This is a genomic window from Sporofaciens musculi, assembly GCF_009830285.1.
Classification (GTDB): domain Bacteria; phylum Bacillota; class Clostridia; order Lachnospirales; family Lachnospiraceae; genus Sporofaciens; species Sporofaciens musculi.
This window is the reverse complement of the sequence record NZ_WUQX01000001.1, coordinates 3,696,103-3,709,244: the sequence shown is the minus strand read 5'-3', so window position 1 is coordinate 3,709,244 and position 13,142 is coordinate 3,696,103. Positions and strand designations below refer to the sequence as shown.

Annotated in this window: 12 protein-coding genes; all 12 read left to right on the top strand. The window is 43.9% G+C overall.

Features of this window, described 5'->3' with window-relative positions; all coding sequences use genetic code 11:
- Positions 1-5 precede the first annotated feature (5 nt).
- Complete coding sequence (locus GN277_RS18860) at positions 6-695, top strand: response regulator transcription factor (protein WP_159752624.1); 690 nt, start codon at positions 6-8, stop codon at positions 693-695.
- On the top strand, positions 625-2,118 hold the full coding sequence (locus GN277_RS18855; protein ID WP_244324788.1) for a sensor histidine kinase: 1,494 nt from the start codon (positions 625-627) through the stop codon (positions 2,116-2,118). The genes GN277_RS18860 and GN277_RS18855 overlap by 71 nt, the downstream gene beginning before the upstream one ends.
- A gap of 11 nt (positions 2,119-2,129) precedes the next feature.
- Positions 2,130-3,086: a GerMN domain-containing protein gene (locus GN277_RS18850; RefSeq protein WP_159752622.1), complete on the top strand. Its 957-nt coding sequence runs from the start codon at positions 2,130-2,132 to the stop codon at positions 3,084-3,086.
- Between the two features lie 37 nt (positions 3,087-3,123).
- Positions 3,124-4,938: a ComEC/Rec2 family competence protein gene (locus tag GN277_RS30410; protein ID WP_244324787.1), complete on the top strand. Its 1,815-nt coding sequence runs from the start codon at positions 3,124-3,126 to the stop codon at positions 4,936-4,938.
- Positions 4,917-5,672 (top strand): ComEC/Rec2 family competence protein, encoded by a 756-nt coding sequence (locus GN277_RS30405; RefSeq protein WP_244324786.1) that lies wholly within the window; start codon positions 4,917-4,919, stop codon positions 5,670-5,672. Before GN277_RS30410 ends, GN277_RS30405 begins: the two co-directional genes overlap by 22 nt.
- A gap of 115 nt (positions 5,673-5,787) precedes the next feature.
- Complete coding sequence (locus GN277_RS18835) at positions 5,788-7,479, top strand: AAA family ATPase (protein ID WP_159756935.1); 1,692 nt, start codon at positions 5,788-5,790, stop codon at positions 7,477-7,479.
- Positions 7,480-8,835: 1,356 nt separating this feature from the next.
- Positions 8,836-9,261 (top strand): BlaI/MecI/CopY family transcriptional regulator, encoded by a 426-nt coding sequence (locus GN277_RS18830; RefSeq protein ID WP_159752620.1) that lies wholly within the window; start codon positions 8,836-8,838, stop codon positions 9,259-9,261.
- Positions 9,254-10,501, top strand: coding sequence for a M56 family metallopeptidase (locus tag GN277_RS18825; protein WP_159752618.1), 1,248 nt, complete (start codon positions 9,254-9,256; stop codon positions 10,499-10,501). The genes GN277_RS18830 and GN277_RS18825 overlap by 8 nt, the downstream gene beginning before the upstream one ends.
- A 57-nt stretch (positions 10,502-10,558) precedes the next feature.
- Complete coding sequence (locus tag GN277_RS18820) at positions 10,559-11,314, top strand: DUF6033 family protein (RefSeq protein WP_159752616.1); 756 nt, start codon at positions 10,559-10,561, stop codon at positions 11,312-11,314.
- 6 nt (positions 11,315-11,320) lie between these two features.
- On the top strand, positions 11,321-11,434 hold the full coding sequence (locus GN277_RS32205; protein WP_280178619.1) for a GHKL domain-containing protein: 114 nt from the start codon (positions 11,321-11,323) through the stop codon (positions 11,432-11,434).
- 24 nt (positions 11,435-11,458) lie between these two features.
- Positions 11,459-12,202 carry a DUF6033 family protein gene (locus GN277_RS18810; RefSeq protein WP_159752614.1) on the top strand — a complete coding sequence of 248 codons (744 nt, stop codon included), beginning with the start codon at positions 11,459-11,461 and terminating at the stop codon, positions 12,200-12,202.
- 132 nt (positions 12,203-12,334) lie between these two features.
- Positions 12,335-13,132, top strand: a complete 798-nt coding sequence (locus GN277_RS18805) for a DUF6033 family protein (protein WP_159752612.1) — start codon at positions 12,335-12,337, stop codon at positions 13,130-13,132.
- Positions 13,133-13,142: the final 10 nt, after the last annotated feature.

The window sequence follows — 13,142 nt, the reverse complement described above, 5'->3', positions numbered from 1 at the left end:
AGTAGATGAGCAGACGGGTATTGGTGGTAGATGATGAAAAATTAATCGTGAAAGGAATCCGTTTCAGTCTGGAGCAGGACGGGATGGAGGTTGACTGTGCCTACGACGGAGAAGAGGCGCTTAAACTGGCGAAGGAAAATGCCTATGATATGATCCTTTTGGATATTATGCTTCCCAAGCACGACGGATTCGAGGTGTGCCAGCAGATACGGGAGTTTTCTGATGTTCCCATCGTAATGCTGACTGCCAGGAACGACGATATGGATAAGATACTCGGTCTGGAATACGGAGCAGACGACTATATTACAAAGCCCTTCAATATCCTGGAGGTTAAGGCGAGGATTAAGGCGATCATGCGTCGAACCGGAAAGCGGGGTAAAACCCAGGTAAACGATAAGATGATTGTAAAGGGCAGTATGAAGATTGACTGTGAGAGCAGGCGGGTGGTCATCGGAGAACGTGAGGTTAATCTGACTGCCAAGGAATTCGATCTGCTTGAGCTGCTTGCCATGAACCCGAATAAAGTGTACAGCCGTGAGAATCTATTGAATATTGTATGGGGATATGAGTATCCGGGTGACGCTAGGACCGTAGATGTACATATCCGAAGGCTGAGAGAAAAGATTGAGACGAATCCGAGCGATCCAAAATACGTCTATACAAAATGGGGAGTTGGTTATTATTTCAGGGGTTAAGAAATATCTGAAATGGAATATTTTAAAGAGTCTCCGCGTCCGAATTATCCTTCTGGTCATACTGGTGGGGATTGTTCCGGCGTTTGTCTTAAGAGGGGTTGTCTTAAGCAGTTACGAGAAGCGGGAGGTAGCCATGCGGACGGCGGAGATTCAGAATCAGTGTACAATTCTATGTAACCAGTTAAGTGACGCGAATTACCTGACTGGTGAAACATCCGAAGTTCTCCGGTCTGAGCTGGTTCAGATGTCGAATATCTATAGTGGGCGGGTCATGGTGATAGACCACGATTTCCGTATTCAGGAGGATACATACGATATGGACAAGGGAAAGACTATTGTATCCGAGGACGTCATCCGATGCTTTCAGGGAAAAGGCACCAGTAATTATGATGCCAAGAACCGTTATATCGAAGTTACTTCACCTATTCTGGATAAGGGGGCGGAGAAATCCGTTGGCGTGATGCTGATCAGCGTGTCTACCGATATGATTGTCGATAGTGTGCATGAGTTGGACGAGCGTATTCTGATCGTCTGTCTGACTATTGGCATTGTAGCCGTAATCCTGGCATTTTCAGCAGGCTTTGTAATGGTCAGGCCGTTTCAGCGAATCAGTCGTTCCATAGCGGCAGTAACGGAGGGCTACGATGCAGATTACCTTCATGAACAGACCTACACAGAGACCATGCTGATTTCGGATGCATTTAATAAAATGTTGGGCAGGATGAAAGTTTTAGATGACTCAAGAAACGAATTTGTTTCTAATGTATCACATGAGTTAAAGACACCTCTTACCTCCATGAAGGTGCTGGCTGATTCCCTTCTGATTCAGAAGGATGTACCGGCAGAGCTATACAAGGAGTTTATGGGGGATTTGTCCGAGGAGATTGAACGGGAGAACAAGATTATCAACGACCTTCTTTCTCTGGTTAAGATGGACAAGACTGCCAATACGCTGAACATCAAGTCAGAGAATATGAATGTGTTGATTGAGAAGATTTTGAAAAGGCTTCGTCCGATTGCGGCAACACGTAATATCGAGCTGGTACTGGAAAGCTTCCGTCCGGTTACGGCGGAGATTGACGAGATGAAGATGTCCCTTGCGCTGACGAATCTTGTGGAAAATGCGATCAAGTACAATAAAGATGACGGATGGGTGCATGTATCTCTGAATGCGGACCATAAGAATTGTTATATTGAAGTGGCGGACTCTGGTATTGGGATTCCGGAGGGTGCGATTGAGCATGTTTTTGAGCGGTTTTACCGTGTGGACAAGTCCCATTCCAGGGAGATTGGAGGGACAGGTCTTGGGCTTGCGATTGCCAGGAGTGCCGTGGTTATGCATAGGGGTGCGGTAAGAGTCTACAGTCAGGTGGACGCAGGGACTACGTTTACTGTGAGGATTCCGTTGACATATGTATCTTAGGGAGCTTAAGTATGGTACAGAAAAGAAAATATAACAGAAAGTATAACAAGGTTTTTCTCTTGTGTCTGATAGGGGCGCTGCTTTTTACGGCAGGATGCAGTTTGGTGAAGGAATCGGGAAAAGAGTCAGGCAAGGGTGGGATGTATATATATTACATGAATATGGAAGGCACATCCCTTGCTAAAGTGGAATATACTACGATGAATTCAACAGAGGAAAATATGATTGAGGATATGCTGCAAGCGATGCGCGAAGAACCAGAATCTATAGAGAATAAAAGTGTTTTTCCCCTTGGAGTTTACGTTAGGGATTGGGTTTTAACGGATGAGATTCTGGATATTCATTTCAGCAGCGCGTATGGCAGGATGAAACCAGAGGAGGAGGTGCTGCTTCGGGCGGCCGTGGTGCTGACGCTGTCACAGCTTAAGGGAATCGAGTACATTGATTTTTTTATTGAGGATGAACCGCTGACCGACAGCATGGGAAATGCGATTGGATATATGGGGGCGGAAGATTTCCTCCAGTATAAGGGCTCCTCCCTGCATCTGTACCAGCCAAGAAAATTAAAGCTGTATTTTGCGAATGAGAATGGAGACAGGCTGATTTCAGAGGAGGTCAGCGTCCGTTATAACAGTAACATGTCGATTGAGAGGCTGATTGTGGACCAGTTAATTAAGGGACCTTCCATTGACGGGCTTTGCCCTGTCATTCCGCCGGAGACCAAGGTAATCGGTGTGTCTGTCAAGGATACGGTGTGTTATGTGAATCTGGATGAAGGATTCCTGAATAATACCTGTGTGTCAGACCCCAGGGTTGCCGTCTATGCGATGGTAAATTCTATTGTGGACGGTGGAGCGTCAAGCCAGGTGCAGATTTCTGTGAACGGAGAGTCTAACATCAAATATATGGGAATTATCGATCTGAGCAAGCCTCTGTCAAGGGATCAGAATCTTGTGGAGGAGAGATGAGAGTGAGAGACCCAAATTTCATGAAGGAGATTGAAGATTGAAAGGCAGGCAAATATTATCAATGTGCCTGTGTAAAGTGAAAAACAGGCAGTTATTATCAGTGTGCCTGGTTGTGCTGGCAGTCATTACTGCGGCCATTCTGTGTGGGGAGGACAGGCTCATCAGAGAGCTTCGTCCTTCCCCGCTGGAAACCTCCGTACTCCCAGGGGAGACAGTCACGGTGCAGGGACAGGTGTACCGAGTGGAGGCAAAACCAGAGAGTCAGGCATTGTATCTAAAAGACAATTCTATTCAATATCAGAAGAAATTATTTCAGGAATCAAGAATCATTATCTATACAGATCCCGATTTACAAGTTGATATGGGAAATATTGTGAGAGCTAAGGGGAAGGTCTTCTTTTTCCAAAATGCAAGAAATCCAGGAAATTTCGACCAGAAGCGTTATTATCAGATTCAGGATATCCATTGCCAGGTACGGGCAATGAATGTTAGGGCTGTGGATCGCTGTGTGTGGAAATGGAGAACTAGGATTTCAGTTTTCAGGAATAGGTGGAAGGAGGTATTGGCGTCAGGGCTTGGCAGGGAGGATGGGACAACGTTGGGGGCCATGCTGTTGGGAGAGAAAGCAGAAATGGAGCAGGAGTTGAAAACGCTCTATCAGGTAAATGGGATTGGGCATATATTGGCCATATCGGGTCTGCATCTTTCTTTTATGGGGATTGGGATGTATAAGCTTTTGCGGAGGATTACGGGGTCTTATCCAGTTGGAGGGGCATTTGGTATTTTGTTTCTGTTGTTGTATATTCTTATGATTGGGCTTACCGTGTCTGCGGTGCGGGCGCTTACGATGTTTCTGTTTCGAGTGGGGGCGGATATGACGGGGAGGCATTACGATGGGCCGACGGCGTTTTCTGTGGCGGCGGTTGTGGTGTTGTTGTGGAGGCCCCTTAGTCTATATGACGGAGGGTTCTGGCTGTCCTTTGGGGCGGTGTTTGCGATTTTGACGGTAGTTCCGGTGCTGCAGGGGTGGGTGAAGAGGACTTTTCCTGAAAATAAAGGAAACAAAAGGGGAAAGAGTGGTCGAATATCTGGGTTATATAGGATTTGTGTGTCAATTGTGCAGGGATGTATGGCAAGTATTGGCATTAATCTGATACTTCTTCCGGTTTTGCTTTATTATTTCTTTGAATTTCCAATCTACTCTTTGTTTTTGAATCTATTTGTGATACCGTTGATGTCTGTGCTTTTATTTATGGGGATGGCGGGAAGTTTGTTTTTTGTATGCTTTTTGCCGTTATCAGGTGCGTGCTTTTGGATATGCGGCGGGATTCTGCGGTTATATGAGATGGGCTGTAATCTTGCGCTTAATCTTCCGGGGGCGCGGTTTGTGGCGGGGAAGCCTGAGATATGGCAGATCGCGGCATATTATGGGATATTAGTGATCGTTATGTTGCTATTGAGAGAAAAGGAAAGGCTGAGGGAATATGTAGATGATGTTGAAGGGACAGAGAGTAAGAAGTATAAAACATGCAGAAGAGGAATAGCTGCCCGAAAGCATGTGGGGCGTGGACCGGGATCGGGTATGCAGAAAAATGCAGTCAGAGAGTCAGATGTAAATGTGCAAAAAAATGCGGTCAGTAAGTTTGATGCAGGTATACAAAGATATATGACAAGGCTTGGAAGATTTGCGATTATGCTTGGGATGGCAGGTATTATTGTTCTGACACACCGATGGGGAGAGCGGGGAAAACTGACGACGGTGGTTTTAGATGTAGGACAGGGAGACGGAATCTTTATGAGAGGCCCGGTGGGCGGGGACATATCTGGTGGATGGCGGGGAGCAGCGATGTGAAGAAAGTGGGGCAGTACAGGATAGAACCGTTTTTGAAATCCCAGGGTGTTGGGATGATTGACTATGTATTGATATCCCATGGCGACAGTGATCATGTGAATGGTGTGGAAGAATTGATGGAAAGACAGAATATCGGCGTAAAGATCAAGACACTGGTACTGCCGATGCAGGAGGTGTGGGATGAAGCATTGGCAGGGATAGCGGAAAAAGCGAAAGAGTATGGGATTCGCGTAGTTGTGATAGAACCGGGACAAAGTATTAAGGAAGGGGATATGACGATTACATGCATACAGCCGGGGAATCCAGGAACGGAGGCAGAGAATAGGGAATCTGAGGGACGGGATGCAGACGAAGAATACGAACCGGGGAATGCGTCATCTATGGTATTGGCAGTTAAGTTTGGAGAGTTTGATATGCTGCTGACCGGAGATGTAGAGGGAAAAGGAGAAGAACAACTTACAAAGCAGTTGGAAAAACGATACTGGGATTGTAGATGGGAGATTCTGAAGGCGGCGCATCATGGCTCAAAGAACTCATCATCTGAGGAATTTCTCCGACAGGTCAAGCCTGCATATGCGTTTATTTCAGCGGGACGAGAAAATCTATATGGGCATCCGCATCAGGAAACAATAGAAAGGCTTACGGATGTAGGAAGCAAAATTTATTCAACACAAGGAAATGGAGCACTTATAGTGGAGGTTGAAGACGGGGAAACAATGAAAGTTGGAAAATAGAAGCGGACGAGAACCGGAAGGTTTCTATGGAAATGCCGTCGCTTAGTTGCTATAATGTAAATAATAAACTAAGGCAGGAAACGGATTAAGGATGATGGAAGGAGCGTGGAAAGAGATGGAGATGCGAAAGAAGAAACTTCCTATTGGAATTGAAAATTTTGAAAAATTACGTTTAGAGGATTTTTACTATATTGATAAAACAGGACTCATCAGGGAACTTCTTAACAACTGGGGAGAGGTGAATCTGTTCACTCGCCCCAGGAGATTTGGGAAAACTCTGAATATGAGCATGCTGGAAAACTTTTTCTCATTGGATGGAGATAAGAGTATTTTTGATGGACTGGAGATTTCAAAAGAGACTGCGCTTTGTGAAGAATATATGGGAAAATATCCAGTTGTATCCATATCCTTAAAAGGGATTGATGCATGGTCTTATGAGACGGCATATCAGATGGCAGTCCGGGTTATCATAGACGCAGCGGCAAAATTTTATTTCCTTTTGGACAGTGAAAAATTAAATGCGCATGATAAAGCAGAGTATCAAAAGCTTTTGGATGATACTATGAATGAAGGCATGTTTGGCAGTAGCCTGAAACTGCTTTCGGGAATGTTGGAGAAACATTATGGTACAAAAGTTATCCTGATGATTGATGAATATGATGTCCCACTGGCAAAGGCTCATGCGAATGGATACTATGATCAGATGATTTCACTGATCCGAAGTTTTCTCGGAGAGGCGCTCAAAACAAACAGCAGTTTGAAACTTGCAGTATTGACGGGCTGCCTTCGAATTTCAAAGGAGAGTATCTTTACCGGACTTAATAATCTGAAGGTACGTTCTGTTACGGATGTACGGTTTGATGAGTATTTTGGATTTACAGATATGGAAGTAAAGACGCTTTTACAATATTATGGGTATCCAGATAGCTATGATGTAGCGAAGAAATGGTATGACGGATACCATTTTGGCAATGTAGATGTATATTGTCCATGGGATGTTTTAAATTATTGTGATTCATTATTGGATGATAAGGAGGCGCAGCCGGAGAATTACTGGATCAATACCAGCAGTAACGATGCAGTGAAGCGATTTATTCAGGAGTCGGCGAATTATACGACCAAACGGGAGATTGAGAGCCTGATAGCAGGTGAGGTTATTACGAAGGAGATTCACCAGGAGCTCACATATCCAGAGATTTATCAGACGATAGATAATATCTGGAGCCTGCTCTTTACCACCGGTTATCTGACCCAGCGGGGAAAAGCAGAGGGAAGGCAGATGAAACTGGCAATTCCTAATCTGGAGATCCGGGATATTTTTGTGACGCAGATTATGGAATTCTTTAGGGAGAACGTCAGGGAAGATGGGGATACGCTGAATTGTTTCTGTGATGCCCTGCAAAATAAGGATGCAGAGAATGTCGAAAAGATTTTTAATGATTATTTAAGGAAGACCATCAGTATCCGTGATACAGCTGTAAGAACGGGAGTGAAAGAAAATTTTTATCATGGTGTTCTGCTTGGAATTTTAAGCGTGAAAAATCGGTGGGGAATTTCTTCTAACCGGGAAATGGGAGAAGGATATGCGGACATTCTTGCAGAACCGGATACTGGAGATATGGGGATTATCATAGAAGTAAAATATGCACATGACGGAGATTTGGACGAGGCATGTAAGGAGGCATTGAAACAGATTGAGTATACTAGATATGAGGATGATCTATCTGATGACGGAGTAGAGAACATCCTGAAATATGGGATTGCATGTTATAAGAAGCGGTGCAGAGTTATGCTCGCAGAAAAATAATTAAAAAATAGAGGTAACTGAAAGCTCTGGAGCAAGTATGTTTCAGAGCTTTTTCATGCTGTTTATTTTGAAGAAGTAAAAAAGGGATACTTAATGGGAAAATAGAAGAAAGAATAATGGAAAAACATATTAATGATAGGCGTTTCAGTAAACCAAGGGAAATTATTAGTATAATAAATACGACTAAGAATTTGTTTGAATTTCACAATACTTTGATGGAAGTAATAGGTGATTATGTGGCGGTATATTTTATTGAAACAGAATTGAGGGAATCCCTATACAATATCATAGAAGAAATATATGGAGGTTACTTGTTATATATTCTTAAACATTTACACTTACGTATGGAAGAATTGAAAAGCCAGAATGAACTGTATGATAGAATAATTAGGCTATCATACATATATTGTTCAAATAATGTGATCGACTACCCACCAAATGTATTGTAAAAGGAGAAGAGGTAACTTCTAAATTTGCGATAGTCCTTTGGGTGCAAAAAATAACGATAGCACCTCTCAAAAACAGGCTATCGTTATTTTTTACACTATGGAATATCGAAAATGTGGCAATTCCAACCAAGAGAACGATTGCCGCCTATACCTGGGTGCGTCAGTTATTCTGAAAAGTGTTGATTTCACTGTATTTACGGTAAATGTAAAAACGATAGCACCCACGCAGAATTTGTATCAATCTGGACACGCAATATGGCTTGCGTACCACAATTTGATACAATGCACCCAAGCATGAGTTTGGGTGCAAATTTTAACGATAGGAATTTTAAGCATCTATCGGGGAACTATCCGCAGATGTATGGAAACATCGCAACAACGAAATTGATACAATGGAAAACCGCAGAAATGCGTGGAAATAAGCCTTTCCACGGATTCTGCGGTTTTATTTTTTGGCTTTTTGGGTCTTTTATCTGTTGCGGAGGCTGTTTCGTCCTCAAAATTTGCACCTCCTTTTAACGATAGCAGGCAATCGTTAAAAGGTTTGAATAGGGCAGAGGCAGAGTCTTGTGCAGGAAGCGGTAAAAAATATTTAACAGCGGCACAGGCGGATGTTGTTTTGAGCTTAAAGCGTGGCAGCCTTCATATGGCTTAAATTTTTAATTGGAAATACACAAAAGCTAACCGCCGCACTATGGCTTTCATCCTCCATATGCGGCGGTCTGCCTTTTCCGCAGGCAGGCCAGGCGGACTGATAACAGAAATTACTTGGAAAGCGGGGAATAATATCCCATCATCTGCTCACTGTCCGTACCTGCATCATGCAAAAGCGTCAACGGCTCTTAATAATTAATGGTAATTGACCGATATATAAATTGACAATATATATCGAAAGGAAGGAAACGGTATGGCAAAGGAAGAGATTACACCGAGTGAATGGCAGATCATGGAAGTCCTGTGGGCGTGCGGGGAGCCTTTGACATCCTCCGAGGTCTACAAGAGGATGCAGGGGAATGTGGATATGTCGATGAGGATGGTGCGGGTGCTGATGAACCGCCTGAACCAGAAGGACATCCTCGGATACACGGTAGATGAGCATGATTCAAGGGTTTACCACTATTATGTGCAGAGGTCAAGGGAGGAATGTGTAAAGGAGAAAAGCAGGAAGTTTGTGAACAGCTATTTTTCCGGCAGCGGGACAAATGCGATGGCGGCGCTTTTGCAGAGCTTTGCACTGACGGACGAACAGATAAAAGAGCTGGAGGAGATTCTGGAGAGAAGCCGTGACCGCGGCACAGAGCCCCCGGATAAAGAGGGTGAACCCCATGTCTGACTGGTCATGGATTGGCAGTCTGCTGGATTTCTGCGCAGTATATTACACTACCCAGCTTGTGCGGTGCGCGGCCTTTTCTTTTTTGCTGCTCGGACTGGTGATGCAGCTCCGAAAGATGCTTTTTTCAAGACGGACATTCATAAGGGGGCTGTTATGGTCATCCTTCCTGCTCATCCCGTTTCTTGGAAAGCTGAAGCTGTTTTATGAAAATGCGGCTGTGCTGAGAATGACATGGTGGGTAACGCATGGAACTATGACCTGCCTGTGGGCTGACCGCATTTATATGGTGGGCGTTTTTGTAGCTACCATATGCATATTCGGGAAACGGCTTTGTCTCCAGAAGTCGGTTGCCGAGATGGAAAAGGTTTCCCAGTATAATACCGTGGTCAGTGTTACGGACATGAATGTCACGCCATTTACCGTGGGGCTGTTTGCACCGAAGATTGTCATTCCAAAGGTAATGCTGGAGAATTACAGTCATGACGAATTAAAATCTGTCATACAGCATGAGCGGACGCATATCCGGTTGGGGCATTTATGGTTTGGACTTGCATGGGACGTCCTGCGGTGCCTTTTGTGGGTGAACCCCTTCCTGACAGTCTGCCAGAAACAGTTCCGAGCGGATATGGAGGATATCTGTGATAGGGTGTGCATACAGAACAGCGGGAGGGCGGCTCATGAATATGGAATGGTGTTGCTGAAAACCCTGAAACTGCTGCGTTCCGGGACAGAGGGTACGCCGCCTGCCGTCACCTATGCCGGGGAAATGGGATTTGCAGACATGAAAAGGCGGATGGGCGAGATTGCAGGTTTCCGCCCATATCGTAAAAGGATGTGCATGGGCGCGGCAGCCATAGCTTCTCTGGTAATTATAATTATGTTGCTGGCGGTATATAGCCATTCCTATGCACGTTATAGTAATGATGAAAACATACTGGTATATGAATATGCTGATGGTCAGAGCACTGTCATTTCAAACAATGACAGCAGCATTCAGCAAATGATCTCATATGATGACAGCTACGTTTATGTAGACAGCGAGGCATTTGAGGATTTTTTAGAAGAAAACAATGCAGAAGGAGAGGTTTGGATTGTTTTCGGCGGGTTTTATAAACTTCCGGGTTTAACTGGCATGGCAGAAAGCTGTATTTATGAAAACAATTCAGAGGATGAAGTAGTGCGGATTCCATATGAAAGCATCACGGACGACTGGTATTTTGGATTACTTAAAATGTTATAAGTATTTCGTGTAAAAGAAATGGATTTCAAAAATTTTTTTATCAAGGAGAAAAAAATTATGGCAATGGAGATTACAAACAATTACAGCAGCTATGCGGCACAGAGCAATGCGGCAGGCAGCACGAAAAAGAAGGAAACAGAAAACACATCAGAAACGGCAGGGGGCAGCAAGTTAGGAAGCACATCAGAGTATGTGGACGAACTGGCAAAACTTGTTCCAAGTGTGGAACTTAAGGTTGGGAATTCTTTTTCAACAGCTAAAAGCGGCAAAACATTGACGATCAATCCGCAGCTTTTGGAAAAGATGCAGAATGATCCGGAGAAGGAAAAAGAAATGAAAGAGTTGATTAAAGGTGTTGAATCGGCGGTGAATATGCTGGACAGCGTAATGAATGCCAGTGGATGGAGAGTGGTATTTAAGCATGATTATATAGATGAAAACGGAAAATACCGCCAGATTGCCCTTGTCAGAAATGACTTTATGCTGAATATGAGCGACAAGCTCCGGGAAGAAAGACGGAAAAATTCCGAGAAACTGATTGAAAAAACGAAAGAAAAGGCAGACGAAAAGAAAGTAAAATTAGAGGAAACATTAGAAGAAAAGAAAACGGAGAAAGCAGAGGATGGAACAGTAACTCCGAACAAAGCAGAGCAGCTTTTACATGAAAAAATGGCTGATTCCAAAGGCGGAACGGTTTATCTGAATGATACAGATATCCGGACAATTATCGAAGCTGCCCAGGAAAAGGATGCAGGAAAAACCACAGTAAAAGATCAGCCGCAGGTTGGCGCAAATCTGGATTTGAAGATATAAGAGGAGGTGCATGGAATAGGGCTAAAGAATATCAGGAAATGTGCAGTAAAATATGGCGGCAATATGGACTGTATTGTAAAAGGCAATAGATTCACATTGTCGGTCATGGTAAAAAGTTAATCAGCAGGAAGGAGAAGAATTATTATGAGCATTTTAGGAGTAAATGATATGTTGGCGGCATATCAGTATGCGAATAAGGCGCAGAAAAATAATGCCACAGGGAAAACCAGTTTTGCGGACACCGTAAAGCAAACTGCAGAAAATAGTTCCGCATCGCGGGAGGAGCAGTATGTGGAGTATCTGAAACAGCGGTATGGCGCAAACGTGATGGTGAAAAATATCGGTAATGACCAAAGGAGTATTGACAACTTCGGCGCAAGCATAGCGGGGTATAACAATATTGTAATCGCTCCAAATATTTTAGAGAAGATGGCAAACGACCCGGAGAAAGCAGCCCATTATGAAAAAATAATCCAGAAAGGGCTCGATGACCTTCCAAGATGTAAGGCAGAAATGTCAATGAATGGATTCGAGATGTCTTCTTATGCCGTGAGTATTGATGAAAAAGGTGTGGGGTATGTATATGTGACCGGGGATCTGAAACCGGAAGTGCGGGCAAAGATTGAAGCAAAGGTGAGAGCAGAACAGGCGGCAAAACGGGCAAGACGGGTGCGGTATCAGGAGCTTGCCGAGGAAGCGGCGGAGGAGCGCAGAGAACGGACAGAGCTGCAATATCATAAACAGCTTATGGAAGATGCCCTGAAAAAAAGTGGTCTTGATACGGCTGTAAACTATCACTTCATCAGCCGGTCACAGGTGTCAGCGGCGGCAATGGATTATGAAAGTGCGATTGGCGCATACAGCAGTAATGTGTTGGGGAATATCTGATAACTGTACTAATGTTACAAAATTTGAAGTAAAACAGGATATGCCCGGACTTACCATAAGGGGGCATGGGCGGCTCCGAATGACAGAGGGGCCGTCATTAACAATAAAAATTTTATCAAGGAGGACGAAATCATGGCAATTACAGGAGTGGGCAATTACAGCAGTGTTTATGAAAACACATATGCTTTATCAAGAAAGGAAACGGCAAAGAAAGAGGAAACAAAAGAAACAGCGGCTACACAGAAAAATGCTGAAACAGCAAAGAGTGGCGGCAATGAGGAATATCTAAAAAATCTGCAGAAGCAAGTACCATATATCAAATTGCAGACAGGATATGGACTTAACACAAGTAATGACAGTAAAGTGAATGTTGTTAGTGTCAATCCCAAACTTTTGGAGAAAATGCAGAATGATCCGCAGGCAGCAAAGGAATATACGCAGCGATTGAAAGATGTGGAATCTGCTACCAAATGGGTTGATAATTTTGAAAAATCAATGGGATATACTGCGGTTTGCAGGCATGGCTATGTAGATGAAAATGGTAATTTTTCCAGTTTTGCCGTTGTAGTGAGAAAAGATGAAATGAATGAAAAACTCCGCAAAGAAGCGCAGGAAAATGCCGAAGAGCGGATTGAGAAGTCAAGAGAGAAAGCCCGTGAAAATGCGGAGAAATTAGAGGAAAATGCAGAGGAAGCGAAGGAAAGCGAAAAGTCGGAAGAAAAGAAAGTAGTAAAGGAAGATGGAACAACAACTCCGAACAAGGCCGAACAGCTTATAAATGAAAAAATGGCTACTTCCAAAGAAGGCACGATTTATCTGAATGACACAGATATGAAAACAATCATCGAAGCTGCCCAGGAAGAAGATGCAGGAAAAACCACAGTAAAAGATCAGCCGCAGGTTGGCGCAAATCTGGATTTGAAGATATAAGAGGAGGCGA